Here is a 20691-nt window from a genome sequence, read left to right on the forward strand (position 1 = left end):
ATGAAAATCAACAAATTCGCCATCGCAATATTCGCTGCGACAGTATTATTTTCTTCTTGTAAGAAGTCTCCTGAAATCAACAGCCCTGAAAAGCCAACACAGAATTCAAATAGCTTATATAGTGTATGGGTGACGACCGCATCGGGTTCTTCCTACCTGCTCACTGCAGACAATTTGATGAAAGATACTCTATTGACTCCCAACAACAATCAAGGAATCGATATTACGTCTCACCTTCCCGCATCTTTTTATGCTATTTACGCCTATGCCTATGAAGGGAAATACTATATATCCAATGATGGTACAAGGTTTAGTCAATTTGAAATCCTAAATAGCAAATCCTGGAAAGAGACCAATAACTATGCCTTCCCTGGAAATTTTTATTTAGGAAAAGTTTTAAAAAATATCAGTACAAAAGATGAAATGGTCGTCACTAAAACGGCCGGTGTTACGAATAAAGAGAAAAATGTACTGGAACAACCCATCTACTTTATGAATGTCAACAACATGACCATCAATAAGACAGTTGGTGTGGAAATACCAATGATCAAATTTAATCCTAAAACTCCAGAAGGAAAAGATCATAACCCCTATATCGTACCGACAAGCTTCACGCAAAGAGGTGACAAATTATTTGTTGGTCACAAATATAGAAGTAATGAGACACGTCAGGATATCATCGATACAGCATACATGTATGTTTGCGATTACCCAAGTTTGGCCAATGGTAAAATTATAAAAGATGGACGCGGTGGCTTTACCGCTGGACACTGGGAGGTACAAACACTGTCTTTCACAGACGACAATAACGACCTGTATATCGTAACTAAAAAAACCAATGCGGCTACCTATGCTCTTTTACGTATTAAATCGGGCGAAACGACCTTCGATCCAACTTATTTCTTTGATTTAAAAGATTATAACGTATTCAAAAATAGTACTGCACAGGTACAAAAATTAGGAAACGGTAAAGTTTATATCAGTCCATATGTCATAGATCCTTCAAACAAAAAAGTTATTGCGGATCTAAGAATTCTAGTTGGTGGCGGTGAATCAAAAACAACAATGAATTTTATGGAGAATGGTAAACTGTACGATGTATTCAAAACAGACGAAGCGAAATGGTTTGTATATGAATACGATCCGGCTAATAATTCCGTAAAACGTGGCGCCGAGATCGACCCGGGAATTACGCAAGTTTATCATCTGAATAAACTCAAATAAAATTAAACAACTTTTAAGAAATACCGAGGAGGTATCACATTCCGGCTCGGTATTTCTCTATTCAAAAACCCGAAAGTTAAACTATATGAAAAAATTAATATTCACACTCCTCTCCTTTTTTATCGTTCTATCGGCTTCGGCACATGCGGTATTTATTGAAACCTCACTAAAGGGCATTCAAGGAAAATCCCACGCTATAAAAATAGTCTATGGCGAACCTGATGAACATGAAGTCATCTCCAAATGGTGGTGGTACAAAGCAGGTATGGAAATTACATTGACACTGATTAAACCGGATGGCAGCACCTCGTCTTTAACCACTACCGCAAAGGATGATCACCTTTTGACGTCATTCATTCCTGACCAAGACGGCATGTATCATGTTTCTCTAAAAAGAGATACTGAAAGGAAGGAAGGCGCTAAAACACAATATCAGATCAATGCAATAGCAACCATTCAAGTCGGAAATTCCACCATTGGCAATACAGCAACGCACCTTGATAATGAGTTATTTGTCTTCGCTGAACAAACTGCATTTAAAAATAAAAAAGAAGTCACTCTGACTTTATTCCAAAAAGGCAAGCCTGCATCCAATACCGCGGTTCAAATCATTGCACCTAGTGGCTGGATTAAATGGTTGGAAACAGATGAGCAAGGTCGAGTCAAATTTACTCCCGAATGGAAAGGCAAATATTATGCTGAAGTCTCTAAAAGAGAAAAAGTAACAGGACAGGATTTTGAAGAGTACAGCCGAACGAGTTCGATGAGCTTTGCTGTAAAATAAATTGAGGATGGCTGTAAGAAAGAGGAAAAACACATCGATATTTCGATTGGTTAATAATTGGCTACATCTTTGGCTGGGATTAATTTCCGGGATTATTGTCTTTGTCATCTGCTTGATGGCTTGCCTCTGGGTTTTCAATCATGAAATCACAGATCTTGCCATTCCGAAAAAAGAAAGACAATATATCCTTGCTTCCAGCCAATCGTTAATTGCTCCATCGCGCATTTTTAGTCTTGCGGACTCACTCTATCCAAATACTGTTGTACGAGGTATTACTTATACAAGAGATCACCCCGTTTCCTTTACCATTCATGTAAAAGACAAAGACGATACTAAAAAAACACAACCGCAGGTGCACTTATTACACCCTTACACTGGTAAATACTTAGGCCTGCAAATGGAGGATAATTCGGAAGAAGCACAGTTAAGAAAAAAATTAAATAGCTTTTTTGCTTGGACACTCAGTGGACACCGATTTCTCTGGCTACCGAGAGATATTGGACGTCCAATTGTCAATTATGCGACGCTGATATTCTGTCTGACGTTAATCACCGGATTGGTGTGGTGGTATCCAAAAAAATGGACAAAATCCACACGTGAGAAAAGCTTCCGGATCAAGTGGAAGGCCGGCTGGAAAAGAGTCAACTTGGATCTCCATAATGTAGTTGGTTTTTATTCTTTCCTTTTGGTTCTATTAGTGGCTGTAACCGGTATGTATTATGGTCTAGAATGGTTCAATAGAGCACTATATTGGTCTACAAACTGGGGAAAGCCTTTAGCCGAACGGACATCTGTTCATTCAGATTCAACGAAGATTGATCAATTGGCGCACTTTCCAAAAGCTTTTGATCGAGAAATCCGAACTATACTTACGCAATATAAAGATCCACATTATTTGACAATCACCTATCCGGATACCTTAAAAAAAGATGCCACGATTTCAGTATACATTAGAAATGATATGGATAGGCAGTACAACAATCGCTATTATTCATTCGACCAGTATACGGGCACATTTTTACCGAACAATATTTCGCTATTTAATAAGGATTTTTATGAACTCCATGCAGGTGAAAAATTTAGAAGACTCAATTATGATATCCATGTTGGTTCCATCTGGGGGTTTCCCACGAAAGTGTTAGCATTTATTCTGACCTTCATCGCTGGCTCCTTACCTATTACAGGTTTTATAATCTGGTACAACCGGAAATGGGGAAAGAAAAAAGGGCGTAATAAACCTTTAAAAGGAACAGTTGCCCATGACGCTATGCAGGTTCAAAATACGGAAGCAGATGCAACGATTAGAAAAAAGTCAATACGTTTTCGGCCAAAAACCACCAAAACATAGGCTTCCTAATCATCACTATTTAATTTATGCTTAAGAGGGTTCTTTCTTTAGAAAGAACAAGAGATACTATTTATGAAGAGATCTACATTATTAACGATTCTGCTTTCAAGTTCTTCTATGGGACTCGTAGCACAGACGAAGGTGTCTGGAAAAATATTTGACAAAGATGGACATTCAATTAAAGGAGCTACAGCAAGTCTTTTACGTTTACCCGATTCGGCATTAATCATGCAGGCAGATGCGGCAAAGGATGGATCATTTCAATTGCATGCGACCAAGAATGGCGATTATGTGATTCGTTACAGTTCCGTTGGCTACACGACGATGAACAGTAAAATGTACAAACTGTCGGGAACAGATCAGACAATAGTACCCGCTTTTTTACAACCGTCCGAACATAGGATGGAAACCGTCCAGGTGATCGGAAAGCAAGCCAGTGTACGGCAGTATGCCGATAAGATGGTTGTTGATGTCGAAGGAAGTGTATTGGCTGAAGGAAACAATGTCCTCGAGCTCCTCGAAAAGACCCCTGGTCTTGTCTCTGACGGAAAAGGGAATTTTTCAATTCAAGGCCGTGCCGGTGCTAATGTGCGTATCAATGGCCGCGACATGTATGTATCTGGAGAACAGCTCGCGAGTATCTTGCGTGGACTTCAGGCATCTGAAGTTTCAAAATTGGAGTTGATCAGCAATCCTTCGGCTCGTGAAGATGCTTCGGGAACAGCAGGGATTATTAATATCGTGACCAAGCGAAATACAAAGGTAGGCTTTGGTGGGGATGCTTTTGTCCGGGCTGGACAAGGGCGAGCGTTTTATGGTGGTTTTGGAGGAGGACTGCATTATAAGGTCAATGGTCTCGATATGTACATTCAGGGCAATAAGAGTTATGACCGCAGCAATAGTCACAATCTGACCGAAAGAAGCTTTTTTGATCAAGGAAACTTAACTTCCTTTCAACGGCAACAAGAAAACAAAAAACTCGATGACGCCGCTTTTCATAGCGTTCGGGCAGGCGCAAAATATGAATTTTCCGATGGCGGAATCCTTGATGGAAGTGTGCACTGGATGAGGGGTAATTATAAGCCATACGCATCCATCGAGATGGATAGCTGGAATTATCCGGAAAACATACAAACTGAACGCGCAGTTAGCAATAATCATTTTGATGAGTCTTTCAAGAATTGGACATTTAATATTAATTATGTCAACAAATACGAGGGTGAAGATCACTTTTTAAAATTTAATTTTGACTTCGCTCCTCACGGTAATGACTATAATAATCGCTTTGAAACAGAGAAATTCAATTTACTAACGGATCAAAAAACCGCTATCGGACGGACCAATGTACAGGATTTGAGTAATACGACATATTCCGGAAGATTAGATTATAGTAAACCACTAACTGATTCGAGTAAAATTGAACTTGGCTGGAAGGGGACGTACTTTTTTATCAATAATGATGTGGTCAATACCCTACTGGATAAGGGTTCATGGATACGCGATCATGCCACTTCAAACCGTTTTCAATATACACAACACATTGAAGCCCTATATGCCATCTACTCTGGTAAATTCAAGAAGATCGAATATCAAGCTGGCCTCCGTGGTGAATATACATTTATTAATGCCAATCAAGTCACCTTGAATAAGAAAAATGATCAGCGCTATTTTGACCTATTCCCAAGCGGATCGTTGTTGTACCACTTGAATGACAAAAACACATTAAGAACATCATTCAGCAGTCGTATTGAACGACCGGGCGATCACGACATCAATATCTTTCGGATCTATGAAGATGCTTATAGTTACAATGAAGGGAATCCAGATTTAAAACCGGAGAAGAGTTACATCACTGAGATAGGTCATGGGTATAAAAATAAATTATTCACCACATTAGGCGTTTCCTATGGACGTGACATCATCAACTGGATTGTTCGTCAAGGTGATCAAGTTGGAGAAAATTTATCGAGACCCGAGAATATTGGACGTTATCTGAATTATAGCGCAAGTATCATGTACAATCAGACATTACGTACATGGTGGACAGCAAGTCATTACATCAATACATTTTACAATAACTATTCTGGTGAAATTGGAACGATTAACCTAGATTCAAAAGGATCCAGCTGGACAGCCAATAGCCGTCACACACTTCAATTCAAATATGGTCTCCGCGCTGAAATAGCAGCTTACTATCGGTCAGGAGTTACAACAGGACCTTCAAGAACTGACAAAAGGTATGGTTTAGATTTGGCGGCAGAAAAGAAAATGTTCGGAGAGCGGGGTATGATTAAGCTGACCGCAAATGGCTTACTTAGAAATGCTAACCCTCAGCTGGTAAGTGAATATGGGAACCTAAAAGTATTTTATTCAGATTTTCCAGATAACAGAAAAGTGTTACTGTCATTGAGCTACCGGTTTGGTAATTAAAAAACAATAACCGAAATGTTATACTATTACGTCAAGGTAGCACGGATCTTGTCAAATTCGCCATTCTTAAGGCGCTATTTGACCAGGTCCGTTATTGATCGACTCCTGACCATGGCTGGACAATAATTCATTTCAAAAATTTTAGGAAAAGAAAAAATCTGCTCATTAAAAATAGAAACAAATCAATTTGGGAACAAGATATTTGTTTGGTATCTTAGGTATACGCTTTACTACATGGACAAGTCACAGAATCATTGCAGTGCAGTGCAATTCAAAAACAACAACATAGTAAATTACGTTTCAGTAAATTGTTAAAATATTTTAAGCACTTGATAAAAAATAATATGGAAAAATTTTTAGGAGTAGACGGACAATATCACTCAGAAGGATCTTTTCTTGGAACAGATGGTAAATATCATCCAGAAGGATCTTTCCTTGGAACTGATGGACAATACTACCCAGAAGGATCTTTCCTTGGAACTGATGAAAAATATCACCCAAAAGGATCTTTTCTCGGAACGGATGGACAATATCACCCAGAGGGATTCTTTCTTGGAAAGGATGGACAATATCACCCAGAAGGTTTTTTTCTTGGAACGGATGGACAATATCACCCAGAAGGTTCTTTCCTAGGAACTGATGGTAAATATTACCCAGAAGGAAGTTTCATTGGAGCTGATGGTAAATATCATCCAAAAGGATCTTCCCTTGGAGCAGATGGAGAATACCATTAATTTGACTTTTAATTCTTGGATGAAATTAGGTAATATGCCCCATTTCATGCACTTGATAAGTCCTTTTAAATAATTTTAGGATAATCCATTCTAATTCACTGATCAAAAGTTTAAGAAATAATACGCATCGAAGATTTACTCTTTAGACATGATTCGTGTAGAATTTTAAGACATACACTATTTAAAGTAGGTAAATGGTATAAGAATAACAATTGAAAAAAAGTCTTAGTTCAATAGAGAGAATTTTGGTCAGATACGTAGTAATACTATAGGGAAAAATAATAGCAATTATAGTCCTGAAGAAAACAATAATACCTGAAATTACAGTGTCGAATATCATGATTCGACACTGTCGCTATCCTTAGTCGAGGCAACTCCCTAATTAATTGCTTTTACAAATTGCCCTTTGAAATCAAAAATAAGATTCGCTCCTCCTCTAATATCTATTTTGTAAGTCTTATCTTCTTTTTCAATAAATTCAACCTGGCTTGCAGGATAATTTAGTATAATGTAAGACAAAATATTTTTTCTGACATCCTGTGCAGAAAATTTTCCTTCTAGTCCGTTTATTAAATTCCAATTAACCATATCATTTAAGTTTTAAAATGCTAAATATTATGATGACTTTCTAATTATATCATCTGATTTCCAAGCTTCTTCTTTTATATTAACCTAAAGCTAAATAGCAATTTGGGAAAGAATTAGGAAAAATCATAATTATGGCCAATCATGGTATTATTTCAGAAGTCATTAAATAAAATGATCGGTTGGATTAAAATTAGGAGAAGCTGTAAGAATGGTATAAAATATACAAGGTTATTTTTATTAAATGGCTTTGTGTGTTTTTAGTATGAATTGGAATTTATATTTCATTTTGAAGTAGTCAATAATTAAACTAGATAAAATACAATCTACAGGTGAGATTCAAACAATCCGACAAGCTTCAGCAATATTCGCCAACTCACCCTCTTGATGTACTGAAGCAATTTTTGATTCATCTGTAGGCTATAAATCGTCCCTCATTTATAACACTTAGACTTACATGTTAATAACCTGATGAATAAAGGTAATGGGAAGATAAAATTATGCGGACTTTTTGATCGCGAAAAACTAAGACTATGTCTAATTCATAAAGATTGTATGTGTCGCGATTTTACGACAAATCTTAATGAATATTGTGATATTTTACTAACTGGTAAAAGTGATTTAGATTATTAACTTTGACAAATATTGGATATTCAAATCAATTTTAGAAAACTATAATCAATTATAAACAATGAAAAATATAGCTCTTTTTACTTTCTTGCTATCATCTATTTTTTGCTTGGCTCAGCCCTCAGAAGTAAAAAAAATCAATATTAATATTTTAATTGATAGTGCGGCAAACCAAATGCTGAAAAAACCTTTAATTCATTCTACATCAATCGCTATCGTTTATCAAGGTAAAGAATATATCGGTCATTATGGAGAATTAGAGAAAGGAAAAAATAATTGCCCTACTAATGAAACAATTTATGAAATTGGTTCTCTAAGTAAAACTTTTGCAGGAACACTTGCGGCTAAGGCCGTTTGTGAAAATAAATTAAATATTGATGATGAGATCCAAAAATATTTACTTGAAGACTATCCAAACTTAAAATATGGAAGTCAACCTATTCTTGTAAAACATCTGCTGTCACACACAAGTGGGTTTCCAAACATGCTTCCTTTCCAAGCAAATTCAATACTTCAGGATTTCACAAATCACGACACACCAGCTAAAATCAATGAACTTTATAAAAACTATGGCCAGAAAGATTTTCTAACAGATCTCCATAAAGTTAAGATTGATACTGTTCCAGGTTACAAATATTCATACTCTAGCGCAGGTAGCGAACTTGTGGCTTTTATTTTAGAAAAAGTATATAAAACAAAATATGAAGAACTATTGACGGATTATCTGTCCAAAAAAATTGCAATGCATAACACAAGAATCAGTCTTTCGGATCAGGAAGCAAAAAAACTTGCAGTTGGGTACCACAGTGATAACAGCATTATCCCCGCTCCAATGCCAAAATTACCGTGGGGAGCATCTGGTAATATGAAATCCACAATACCTGATATGGTAAAGTATATGAAATTTGAATTGAAAAATAATAACATCGTTGCTAAGTCACATAAATCAATTGTCAAGTTTGATCGTGAGTTCAGTATTGGGTATTTCTGGAATATTGTCACTGATGATAAAAAATTAGGTACATATTACGTACATCATGGTGGCGTGCCTCGTTCCCAATGTTACATCTATATTATTCCAAAATACGATTTAAGCGCATTTATTATTACCAATCAGAGTGGCATCGACACTGCAAAGGTCATGGAAGAGGCATTAAATATCATATTTGATAAAATAGCGGCGGAAGGAAGCGAGGGATAAAACGATCAAAGACGCAAGAGCTTTCTATGGAAAAATACTGCTAAACTAAGTACAGTCCTTTCAAGCTTTTTACTTTAATAACTTTATTATCAAATGAAAATTGATTTTAGAAATATAAATTACCTTAAACTAGGGAATACTAAACAAAGGAAAATACATAACATAATAACCAAGTATCAGCTGTTCGAAATTCTCAACGATTACAAACCTATCCTAGTGGGAACAATTCCCATAAATATCGATATAGAAGAGAGTGATGTAGATATAATATTACAAGCTCATAATTTGAAGGAGTTAACGCAATTATTACTCAAGAGTTTTGCTCAATTTGCTCAATTTCGATTAAGTACCTTCAGCAATGGAGCCCTAACCTCGAATTTTATGCTAGAAGATACGCTAATAGAAATATATGCGACAGATATAGACACAGAAAAACAAAATGGATATTTACATATGATTAAAGAGTACGAAATCCTGCAGGCTAGAAATGACAGTTTTAAAATGGAAATAATAAAATTAAAAAAACAGGGTATAAAAACAGAACCGGCATTTTGCAAACTACTGAATATAAGTGGAGATCCATATGTTGAATTACTCAACTACATCGTGCAATAGTTCTGATAACCATAGCATACCGTCCTAAAAACTCACAAACAAAGATAAGTTTGGTAGAAAATTACAAGAGGCCTTTAGTCTGGTTTATAAACTTTTACAAAGCCATTCCTGACCGAATGGCTTTGCAAGTTATATCCTATACAGTTAGCCTTCTTGATGAATTGTAAATATACCACAGCGAATTGTAAATAGTTTATTCGGTTTTGAACTTTTGATGTAGATTTATAATTAAAAAAAGCACAATTATATGTGTATAAATGGAACTATAAAAATTTAAACAAACACTAAAGAAGCGGCAACTGTCATTTTATCAATTGACTGTAATTATATAAACGGCGAACTAACAATAATATGAAAAAACTTTTATTACTTTTTACAATTGCTCATTTTTTGACTTCTTGTAATGGGCACGAAACAAAAAAAATGGATAATAAAATTGAAAAAATTGCGACTGCAAAAAAAGATACTATTAAAATCAACGAGATTCACTTAAATTCAGGTTTGGATAAAACACTGATTCCATTTGGCTTAAATAAGGAGTTATATCCTATACAGTTAGCCTTCTTGATGAATTGTAAATATACCACAGCGAATTGTAAATAGTTTATTCGGTTTTGAACTTTTGATGTAGATTTATAATTAAAAAAAGCACAATTATATGTGTATAAATGGAACTATAAAAATTTAAACAAACACTAAAGAAGCGGCAACTGTCATTTTATCAATTGACTGTAATTATATAAACGGCGAACTAACAATAATATGAAAAAACTTTTATTACTTTTTACAATTGCTCATTTTTTGACTTCTTGTAATGGGCACGAAACAAAAAAAATGGATAATAAAATTGAAAAAATTGCGACTGCAAAAAAAGATACTATTAAAATCAACGAGATTCACTTAAATTCAGGTTTGGATAAAACACTGATTCCATTTGGCTTAAATAAGGATGATAATAATAATTCAGCCTATAACTTAAATTTAGATTATGAAGAATTTTCATTTTCTCCTCAACAAAATTTTAAATTCAATGATCTGAATATCGGTAAAATAAAAAGTTTAATCATATACTATTTGAAAGAGGACAACAGTGCTTTCACTTATGAATTAGAATTAGAAGACAACAGCAATTGTGAATTATTAATAGGTGAATTCAATAAAAATTTCGGCAAGCACCTATTTTACCAAAAAAATGAAAATACAAAAGAACATCCTATATTTTTGGATGAAAACGGAGAGCAAGAAACGCGACATATTATTGAAGAACTAATAAAATGGGATGATAGTCAGCATGATATAAGCTATTTTGTGAGCTATAAAAAAAATCTCACTACAAATGAAAATAAATTAACAACAATAGCGATAAGTAATGCTCATAAAAAATATGCGGAATGGATAGATTTTAGAAGCCTCAGTATGGTTTTCCCAAAATAATCAAACAATGATTGCAAAGAGGGATTTTGAATCAGGCAGTATGAAAAGTAAAATTTAACATTAGCTTCTTAGCTGAATTTTAGTCATAATAGCTGCATATGTGTTTTGATTTAATGCCAATTAACATTCGGAAATGAAACAATTAGTAACATTTTTAGCACTCCTACTTGTGCACGTTTTGGTTTTTTCACAAACGGAGCATAAAATCTTTTATGACAATGGAAATCTTAAACAAGTTGGACAATTCGATGCGAATGGAAATTGCACTGGAGAATGGAAATATTATGGATATAGTGGTAAGCTGGAAAAAGTTGGTAATTTTCTAAACCAACAACAAATTGGAGAATGGTTTTTCTATATAGACGGCTATCTGTATAATATTGCAAACTATAAAGATGGTGTAATACAAACAGACAATTGGTATCACAAAAACGGTAAAACATTGGCTTTGGGACAATATAAAGATGGAAAAAAAACTGGAAAATGGAAATTTTACCAAGAAAGTGGCGCATTAAAACAGATTGAAAGGTATAAAGATGGAAAAGAAGACGGAAATTGGGTATGGTTTTATAGCAATAACCAAATCGCATGCAGAGGGAAATATAAAAAAGGATTGAAAATGAAAGTATGGAGATGGTATTATGAGAACGGAAACTTAAAAAATGTAAGCAATTATGTAAACGGAAAAAGAAATGGTCAATGGAAATGGTACAACGAAAACGGAGTGTTATTAGAAATGGGACAATTTAAAAGCGGTGATAAAAGAGGGCAATGGAAACTCTACAACGAAAACGGTTATTTGACAGAAACAAGAAACTACTAGAAATGTCTAAATTTTAGGCAATATCTACCACATTGGCAGTAATACTTGACTTGACGAACCACGGTTAAATCCAAATAAAAGGAAAAGAAGAGATTAAAACAATAAAATTTTCTTTTACTTTTTACGTTAGTAAACACATAATATAAACCCTTTCCATAAGTTTCATGGCTGAAAACTACTGTTCAAACTTCTATGTTTACTCCTGCTATGGAATAATCAGACGACATAACTACCAGATCGTGACCAATAGCTAGCTTTTCTATAAAACTCAAACTTTAATGCTGGTTGGAGCAATTGTTGAATCAAACGTAGGTTAAAAGAATAATTGTCGAAACTATATCTCCTCCCCTTAATCACTCTATTGGTATGCCCAATTAAAATAGAGACTTATTCAAACATAAATTGATTAAATCGCCACAGAAATAAGCAATCTTCCTACAAATATCAATTAGGTCTTATGTATTGATCGACTTATGAGTAGTTTAAGAGAAAATTTTAAAAATTATGAAATCAATTGAAAATTTAACAAAATTCGAGCTCGGACAAGGTGAAGAGCAAACTATACAAGGAGGATTCAATCCAATGGGTGGAATCTCGTTATCATTTTCACCTGCTCAAGGAGGAGAAAGTGGCGGTACAATCGGTGTGTACTTAAATGGAAGCCATATTTCAAACACATACTTTTTTACCGAACACAATTGGGTATATACTAGTAGCTATATGTAGGCAATAATGAAATCAATTTTCCGAAATTAAAACGAGTTTTAATTTCGGAAAATTGATTTCATTGTATTTAACCACTTCAAAAATGCTCATTCAATGGAGTTTAGAACTATATCCATAAATACCTTATGATGAACAGTTGATATGAGCAACAAACATTTAAATCCAATTTATTGTATTTTTAAGGTTTTCGCAAGTACTAATCTGTGAACAAGATATTACTGACTATCTTATTTTTCACTTTTTTATATTCGAACGTTCCTCCAGCACCACTTTGTGATGTGTACGATAGGCTATCGGCACTCCAAACAAAATCTTCTGATTTAAAAAGCAAAGCAAACAATTTTTTTATTTCTGAAACTTCTGTAAACGGAATCGTTAACTGATAAGAGCTTACGCCAACTGGACATTCTTTTTGACTATAACTTATTCGATTTTTAAATTGCTGTGAAAAATCACATTTTTCTCACAAAATTTTTTGAGGTCCAATAGTATCGTAATGACAAACAAGGTAGGCATATAATGAGGAATAAGATTTGTGAGATTGTAACCAGTCAATTTTATTCATATCGGGTTTGACAAGTACAAATCTTTGATCTTTTGATTGTGCAAATGAAAATTTACATACCAAAAGTAAAGCAATCAAAATTGTTGTCTTCATTTAGTTAGGAATTGTATGACCAATCTTAAACCCATAATAAATTGTTTCTGTAGAAACTTGAATAGATAAATAGGAAATCTTCATCATCGATATTTTTAATTTAAAGAGCGGTAACTCCAGGCTTTTAATCTTATTGAAAAGCTGTTGACACTTATAAAATTAATAAATTATTTACGCAAGACCAATTTACGAAAAGATTACTCAAGTTTATTCACCCAATCTCCTCTTTATTAATTTGGGACTATACTAAAGATAGGTTGACAATTATATTTTCTTAGCATGGAATGCGAAAAAATGGTGTCTATTAGTGGATAGACACTAATGCATTAAAAATTATATTTACAAATGCCTATTACTAAATAAAATCAATACCTTAAGGTATTTAGGGTAGTCCCTATTCTTTTAAAGTAGTATATTAGGGTGAAAAAATTACAATATCCGGCTTTATGATGAGTACGCTTACAAATTTAGTTTCTGAATAGAAAAACAATTTTATACCTTCGATTGACAGATGGAAAAGAAACAATATGAAAAAAATATTATCCTAATATGCTTTATTTTGGTCAAATTTCTTATTCAATATTCACTTATTAGCCCAGAATATGAATTGCAAAGAGATGAATTTTTGCATATAGATCAGGCAAACCATTTGGCTCTTGGATATTTTTCTGTTCCACCAGTTACGTCCTGGATTTCGTATATAATTAAATTACTTGGAAATACTGTTTTTTGGATTAAATTCTTCCCTACACTTTTCGGGGCGTTGACAATTCTCTTGGTCTGGAAAACAATTGAAGAATTAAAAGGGAATCTTTTTGCGCTTATCTTAGGGGCAAGCTGTGTGACATTTTCAGTACTATTCAGATTAAATACCTTATTTCAACCAAACTCACTAGATGTCCTGTGTTGGACTTCACTGTCTTATTTCATTATAAAATATTTAAACAGTAATCAGACTAAATGGATATATCTCATTGCATTTACATTTGCGATTGGATTTTTAAATAAATACAATATCATTTTCCTTATTTTAGGAATTATTCCCTCTTTACTATTAACAGCTGAAAGGAAAATCTTTCGCAATAAAAACCTTTATTTTGGAATTGGATTAGCTTTCATTATAATTTCTCCAAATATAATTTGGCAATTCAATAATCATTTCCCTGTTGTCCATCATCTTCATGAACTTTCAGAGACACAGCTTGTAAATGTGGATCGTTGGAGTTTCATCCGCTCTCAGTTTCTATTTTTCCCAGGAACTTTGATCGTTGTTTTTTTTGGACTTTTTGCGTTGCTAAAGCAGCAGAAATTCAAAAAATATCGGCTATTCTTTTGGGCATTCTTCATAATAATCTCAATTTTTTTGTTTTTAAAAGCTAAAGATTATTATGCGATTGGAGTTTACCCAATTTATTTTGCTTTCGGTTCAGTATATATTTCAACTTTATTAGAAAATGAAATTGGTAAAATCTTAAAACCAATATTTATCCTTTTGGTGGTTGTATGTTTCATTCCGATTTACCGTGTTGCATTTCCTAATAAAAGTCCGGAGTACATTGTCAATCATCCCGATAAATACAGAAAATTTGGAATGTTAACTTGGGAAGATGGAAAAGAGCATCAATTACCACAAGATTTCGCAGATATGTTAGGTTGGAAAGAACTTGCCAAAAAAGTGGATAGTGTTTACATGACTATTCCAAACCCAAAAAATACGTTGATATTATGTGATAATTACGGGCAAGCCGGAGCTATCAATTATTATTCAAAGAAGGGAATCCGTGCTGTAACATTCAATGCAGATTACATCAACTGGTTTGATTTTGAAACAAAATACTATCATTTAATCCGTATCAAAAATGCTTGGGAGAAAGAAAATGAATGGACAGAAACTTCTCCATATTTTGAAAATGCTTGTATTGCAGATTCGATCACGAACAAATATGCTAGAGAATATGGAACAACAATTTTTTCTTTCATGAATGCCAAAATTGATATTAATGAAAGAATAAAAAAAGAGGTAGAGGAAGTTAAAAACTTCCATTAAAAATCACCGTATTGCAAGAACTAAAATCACGCCAATGCGTGCCATACTTTTACGCATACCGCTGGCTAACTGCATATCGTTATATACAACACCATGATGCCTTACCCCTCTTGACATAGTGCTGTCACAGACCTTAACTAGTTTTGCGACATAGTAAGCCACTTAAAGTTTGAAAACACATTACTAAAGCTGATAAATTGTGGTTGCGTATAGATCTGTTTTTAACTTGACCTTCATTGTGAATTCCTTGGTTTTATGTGATATGGTGCTTTTTACGAATAATAATTTTGATCTGCAGTATTCTAATTGCCATGATTATGTCATGAAACTAATTGTCACAATTTAGTACTATATTTTAATTTATCTTCATTTCATGAAGCAACTACTAATCGTATTAATCTTATTAATTACACAATCTTGTCAAATAAGCAACCTCGGTAAAAAAGACAACCATGCATTATATATAAATACAATTATTCCAGCGTATTCGTCACTAAAAATTTCAACTGAGGACGCCAAGTCTTTTTCGTTTGAGGTGATAATTAAATCTGATAGTCCGATCCATTTAAGAACTCATGATACGGAAATTAGCATGGAAAAAGATAATAAATACGCTTTAAATGTTGACGACAGTGAAAGTGTGATATTCAAAAATTTATCAAATCGGAATAGTGTCATTAAGCTCAAGATTTTCAATCATTCTGCCAAAGTAATGCAAACCATAGATAAATTATAATATGGTTCGAAATTAAAATCAAATATCCTACAACAGACTTAAAATTTATGGCATTAAGATGAAATTATTGGTTTACTTGAAATAAAAATAAAGGCCATATTAAGTATTATAATAACCAACGGATACGGATTAATTTAAATGGAATGAGCCCGATGGAATACCGAGCTCATTATATCAAAAACACTGCGTAAATTAGTCCAGCTTTTTGGGGTCAGTCCATAATGATAATCATTATGGCCTTTCTTTTTATTTGACGGGAGTGCCATCTGCGATCTCTTCATCTGCTTTACTGAGGAATAACATTGTTGGATTAAGATTCCCAAATATTTCTACCTGCTCCTCAATACTGCGTCCTTTTTGTACGGGAACACGGCTTGTTTTATTGGCTATAACTGCTATTACAAAACTACCTTCACCTGAAGTGTAAATGGCGGCTTTGGGTACAACAAAAGTACTATCCTGAGAGGTTAACGGTAACTCGACCTCGGCAACCATACCGGGAAGAAGTTTGTTGTTGGTATTGTTAATGTCAATTTCAATCCTTTCTGATCTCAATTTACTATCCAGTGCTCCTGACTTGCGTGCAATCTTGCCTGTAAAATATTGTCCTGGCAAGGATTTTACGGTGAACTGCAACGGCTGTTCTGCAACAAGGAAGCCCGCATACTGTTCAGGTACAGAAACAGCTAAACGCAGCTTGCTTTGTTGCTGGATTGTCATGATCGGCATTTCCGAACCTCTACCTGCCGGTCCTACATACGCACCTTGATTAACATTCCTTGTGGCAATAACACCATCAAATGGAGCGCGTATTTCAAGATAGTTCAGCAGATTCTGCACTTCCGCATAGGCGGATTTTGCTGCCTGAAATTGGGCATAATCGGCATTCTTTTTCGCCTCTGCCACTTCCAGATCCAATCGAGCTACGGTACCTTCAACTTTACTGGTTTCAAACAATCTATCATAAGTGCTTTTGGTAGCCGTATAAATGGCCTCTTGCGACTTTAACCTCGATTTTGCAGTTGACAACTGTGAGCTTAATTCTGGAGCTTCAAGGACAGCTAACAACTGTCCCGCTTGTACCTTACTACCGATATCGACTTTTAAAGCCTGCACATAGCTACTCACTTTGGCATAAATTTCAACCTGCTGAAATCCGCTGATTTCTCCCGGTATCTGCATTTTACTTGTTAGTTTTTCCTTAGAAAGTACAAATGTTTCTATTGCTGGACTTTCTTTAGTTAATTTTTTGCCAGTTTCCTCAGCAGCAGACTGACATCCGGTTAAGTAGGCGAATAAGCCAATCGTGTATAATATTCTTAAGAAATTACTTTTCATCTGTTTAAATTATTGATATGTTTTTAGGCTCTTCAGTATTAATGAACTCATTTACCTCGATTTGAATGAATCATGATGATTTCATTTTAAAGGTTTTAATGCTGTTATATAATGTTTACTTTCTTCATCTTGCGGATCCAAGGAGATCGACTGCGTGCTACTTTTCTCTTGTATCCAAGCGAATATTAAAGGTAAGATAACAAGTACGGCGAAAGTTGAAAACAATAATCCCCCGATTACGGCACGTCCCAGCGGGGAAACTTGCTCCCCACCTTCACCATGTCCAATTGCCATTGGTAACATTCCGACAATCATAGCCAAACTGGTCATAATAATCGGACGTAGACGAAGTGAAGCCGCCTCTCGTGCCGCAGACAATGCATTTTGATTATGCTTACGTATATGTTCTGCGTTCGTGATCAAAAGTACTGCATTGGCGATGGATACCCCTACAGACATGATAATCCCCATATATGACTGCAGGTTAAGTGTTGAACCCGTCAGTAAAAGCATCAACAGAGATCCAAGTACCACGGCTGGAACTGTTGTTAGGACGACCATTGAAACTTTAAAGGATTGAAAATTTGCCGAAAGCATCAGAAATATGACTATAATCGCAATTGCTAGGCCTGCCTGTAAACTATCCATTGTTTCGCCCAATACTTTTCCTAATCCAATCTGCTCGACAGAAAGCCCACGTGGCAATTCACCTAAAGCGACAATACTGCGCTGTACATCTTTAGAGGCTGTTTTTAGATCGGTATGATCAATATTGGCTGTCACAGAAATGTATGGCATAGTGCCTAAGTTATCGTTCTCGCCATAGGTAAATGATGGCGTAATAGTTGCAATATCGCTCAGAATAGGTCGTGAAGAATTTTTTAGCAATGGAATTTCGCCAATCTCTTTTTCATCTTTCATTTTGTCTATTGGAACCTGAACTTGCACGTTATAAGATAATCCAGCCTTTTCATCAATCCAGGTATTCTTTTCCGTATAACGAGAGGATGAAGTCGCGGCAATTAGTGAGCGCGATACCTCTGCAAGGTCAATACCAAGTTGAGCAGCACGTACTCGATCTATAGTAATATCATAGGACGGATATTTAATGGACTGTGCCAGTTGAATATCTCTGAAGTATGGTATGGTTTTTAGTTCTTCTATTAGTTTTCCTGCGTATTTTTCATTATTCTTTTTGTTTTTACCTGCAATCCGTACTTCAACAGGTGTTGGCGAACCTTGGCTTAACACTTTGTCCGTGAGTTCGATCGGCTCAAAAGAAACCTGTACATCTGGAAGAGCAGTTTTGAGTCGATTCCGATACTCATCGCGGAAGCTATCCATATCGCGGTGGTAATCTTGAAGAGCTATTTGGAAAACAGCTTCATGAGGTCCTGCCATAAATAAATAGATCGGTGATACAGAGAATTGTCCCGGATGTTGACCGATATAAACAGATGATATGCTAATATGTTCTTTACCCACCAGTTTTTCAAGTTCTGCTAATGCACGTTTCGCTTTTTCCTCCGTACGTTCAATGCGGGTACCTTCAACGGCCCGTAGGCGCATTTGAAACTGGCTCGAATTCACCTTTGGAAACACATCCTGTCCAATGACGGAGAGTAAAATCACCACCAAGCTAATGGATCCAACTAGATATACGATGGTGATGATTTTCTTTTGTTTAAACAGTTGATCGATCATGTTCATAAACCGATTTCTGAATCTTTCGAACAGACTGATTTTACCATCGTTATTAAAATCTTCGCGTTCGACTAGAATTCGCTTTTGATTTAGCGTATCTTGCTCAGATTCCACTGAAAGGCCTGTTTCAGCAAATTGCACTTCATCTGCACTCAATCCTTTAGGATTAATCTTATTTGCTCCTACTTTATGATGATCTTTCATAAGCCAGTTAGCCATAATGGGTACAAAAGTCTGGGACAATAAGAAGGAGGTGATCATTGAAAAGCCAATGGACAAAGCCAGTGGTAAGAATAAAGATCCTGGGATACCTGTCATTGTAAATGCCGGAGCGAATACAGCGAGGATACACAATAAAATCAAAAGCTTCGGAAGCGCTATTTCCTTACAGGCATCCCAGATCGCCAATGCTTTGGGTTTTCCCATATCCAAATGTTGATGGATATTCTCTATCGTTACGGTACTTTCGTCAACCAGAATACCAATTGCTAGCGCCAATCCACTCAGTGACATGAGGTTGATGGTCTGTCCAAATAGTTTTAGGAAGAGTACTCCCGCTATAACAGAAATTGGAATTGTTAAGATAACGATCAAGGCAGCCCTTCGGTCATCTAAAAATAGTAAAACCATTAATCCGGTAAGAATAGCGCCGATTGCTCCTTCAGTGATTAGACTTTTAACAGAGTTGATAACATATACCGATTGGTCAAACTCATAGGATAATTTAACATCTTCGGGCAAGGTATTCTGTATTTTTGGAAGTGCAGCCTTCAAATTTTGTACAACTTCCCAAGTCGAAGCATCACCAGCCTTGGCAATACTGACATAGACCGATCGTTTTCCATTGACAAGCGCATAGCCTGCAGTAACATCGGCTCCATCCTTCACGCTAGCGATATCACCCAGATAAAGATTTTGAACACCACCTTTAAAAAGGGGAATTTTCTCAAAATCTTTGACATTACGAATGGTGTTATTAGTTGACGTAATGTAATTTTTATCCTTTATACGGACATTTCCCGCTGGTGCAGTCTGGTTATTAAGCTTTAACGCTTCTACGACCTGATCAGGGGTCATGTTGTGGCTACGCATCAATTCGGGATCAACATTGACCTCTATTGTCCGCGGACTACCCCCAAATGGTGGTGGGGAAATTAATCCCGGTATGGAGGTGAATGAAGCCCGTACATAAACATTGGCTAGATCCTGTAATTCGTTATTCGACCGCTTATCACTACTAAGTACCAATTGGCCCACAGGAAGTGAAGATGCATCAAACCGAATAATAAAAGGCGGTTGTGAACCAGGAGGAAATGAAGCCTGTATCCGGTTGGCGAGTGCGCTCAATTCCGCCGCTGCTTGTGCCATGTTGGTATCTTCGTAATAAGAGATCTTCATTAAAGTCAAACCTTGAATATTTTTGGTCTCAATCGACTTTACACCATTGGCAAAAAGTAAAATATTAACGTAGTTTTTAGCAAAATAAGACTCCATCTGATCTGGAGAATAGCCTCCAAAAGGGTGCGCAATATAAATAACAGGAAGGCCCATTTTGGGTAAAATATCAACCTTAATCGTGCGTACTGCACCTATTCCAAACACAATAAGACCCATAACCAGCACAAGGATGGATATTGGCTTACGTAAGGCAAAACGTATTAAATTCATGCTTTG

16 protein-coding genes are annotated in these 20691 nt (G+C 35.5%); 13 read left to right on the forward strand and 3 right to left on the reverse strand.

Annotation, left to right across the window (positions count from 1 at the left end):
* The 5 genes from M2265_RS06155 (at nucleotide 1) to M2265_RS06175 (ending at nucleotide 6520) form a co-directional block, all read left to right on the forward strand.
* Complete coding sequence (locus M2265_RS06155) at nucleotides 1–1224, forward strand: hypothetical protein (protein WP_132771423.1); 1224 nt, start codon at nucleotides 1–3, stop codon at nucleotides 1222–1224.
* An 85-nt stretch (nucleotides 1225–1309) separates the two neighbouring features.
* A complete protein-coding gene (locus M2265_RS06160) occupies nucleotides 1310–2008 on the forward strand; it encodes a DUF4198 domain-containing protein (RefSeq protein WP_132771422.1) in 699 nt (232 codons plus the stop codon).
* Nucleotides 2009–2015: 7 nt separating this feature from the next.
* Complete coding sequence (locus M2265_RS06165) at nucleotides 2016–3356, forward strand: PepSY-associated TM helix domain-containing protein (RefSeq protein ID WP_132771421.1); 1341 nt, start codon at nucleotides 2016–2018, stop codon at nucleotides 3354–3356.
* A 72-nt stretch (nucleotides 3357–3428) separates the two neighbouring features.
* Nucleotides 3429–5786, forward strand: a complete 2358-nt coding sequence (locus M2265_RS06170; protein ID WP_132771420.1) for a TonB-dependent receptor domain-containing protein — start codon at nucleotides 3429–3431, stop codon at nucleotides 5784–5786.
* 344 nt (nucleotides 5787–6130) lie between these two features.
* Complete coding sequence (locus M2265_RS06175; protein WP_132771419.1) at nucleotides 6131–6520, forward strand: hypothetical protein; 390 nt, start codon at nucleotides 6131–6133, stop codon at nucleotides 6518–6520.
* Nucleotides 6521–6898: 378 nt separating this feature from the next.
* Here the strand turns inward: M2265_RS06175 and M2265_RS06180 are convergent, their stop codons facing one another.
* On the reverse strand, nucleotides 6899–7108 hold the full coding sequence (locus M2265_RS06180) for a PepSY-like domain-containing protein (protein WP_132771418.1): 210 nt from the start codon (nucleotides 7106–7108) through the stop codon (nucleotides 6899–6901).
* 688 nt (nucleotides 7109–7796) lie between these two features.
* Between M2265_RS06180 and M2265_RS06185 the strand changes: the two genes are divergently transcribed.
* From M2265_RS06185 to M2265_RS26955, 8 genes are all read left to right on the forward strand, one after another.
* Entirely contained in the window at nucleotides 7797–8936 is a 1140-nt protein-coding gene (locus M2265_RS06185; protein ID WP_207902469.1) for a serine hydrolase domain-containing protein, read from the forward strand.
* 93 nt (nucleotides 8937–9029) lie between these two features.
* Entirely contained in the window at nucleotides 9030–9551 is a 522-nt protein-coding gene (locus M2265_RS06190) for a DUF4269 domain-containing protein (RefSeq protein ID WP_132771417.1), read from the forward strand.
* A gap of 351 nt (nucleotides 9552–9902) precedes the next feature.
* Nucleotides 9903–10154 (forward strand): hypothetical protein, encoded by a 252-nt coding sequence (locus M2265_RS06195; RefSeq protein WP_132771416.1) that lies wholly within the window; start codon nucleotides 9903–9905, stop codon nucleotides 10152–10154.
* A gap of 159 nt (nucleotides 10155–10313) precedes the next feature.
* A complete protein-coding gene (locus tag M2265_RS06200) occupies nucleotides 10314–10985 on the forward strand; it encodes a hypothetical protein (RefSeq protein WP_132771415.1) in 672 nt (223 codons plus the stop codon).
* Between the two features lie 133 nt (nucleotides 10986–11118).
* Nucleotides 11119–11808, forward strand: coding sequence for a toxin-antitoxin system YwqK family antitoxin (locus M2265_RS06205; RefSeq protein ID WP_132771414.1), 690 nt, complete (start codon nucleotides 11119–11121; stop codon nucleotides 11806–11808).
* A 504-nt stretch (nucleotides 11809–12312) separates the two neighbouring features.
* On the forward strand, nucleotides 12313–12534 hold the full coding sequence (locus tag M2265_RS06210; RefSeq protein WP_021191941.1) for a hypothetical protein: 222 nt from the start codon (nucleotides 12313–12315) through the stop codon (nucleotides 12532–12534).
* 1169 nt (nucleotides 12535–13703) lie between these two features.
* Nucleotides 13704–15239, forward strand: coding sequence for a glycosyltransferase family 39 protein (locus M2265_RS06215; RefSeq protein ID WP_132771413.1), 1536 nt, complete (start codon nucleotides 13704–13706; stop codon nucleotides 15237–15239).
* A gap of 834 nt (nucleotides 15240–16073) precedes the next feature.
* The gene (locus M2265_RS26955; RefSeq protein ID WP_132771483.1) at nucleotides 16074–16166 is read left to right on the forward strand and encodes an IS3 family transposase; all 93 of its coding nucleotides are present in this window, start codon (nucleotides 16074–16076) and stop codon (nucleotides 16164–16166) included.
* Nucleotides 16167–16221: 55 nt separating this feature from the next.
* Here M2265_RS26955 and M2265_RS06220 read toward each other — a convergent pair whose 3' ends face one another.
* Both M2265_RS06220 and M2265_RS06225 read right to left on the reverse strand, forming a co-directional pair.
* Nucleotides 16222–17313 carry an efflux RND transporter periplasmic adaptor subunit gene (locus tag M2265_RS06220; protein ID WP_132771412.1) on the reverse strand — a complete coding sequence of 364 codons (1092 nt, stop codon included), beginning with the start codon at nucleotides 17311–17313 and terminating at the stop codon, nucleotides 16222–16224.
* Between the two features lie 81 nt (nucleotides 17314–17394).
* Complete coding sequence (locus M2265_RS06225; RefSeq protein WP_132771411.1) at nucleotides 17395–20685, reverse strand: efflux RND transporter permease subunit; 3291 nt, start codon at nucleotides 20683–20685, stop codon at nucleotides 17395–17397.
* Nucleotides 20686–20691 lie beyond the last annotated feature (6 nt).

Source organism: Sphingobacterium kitahiroshimense, assembly GCF_025961315.1.
Classification (GTDB): domain Bacteria; phylum Bacteroidota; class Bacteroidia; order Sphingobacteriales; family Sphingobacteriaceae; genus Sphingobacterium; species Sphingobacterium anhuiense.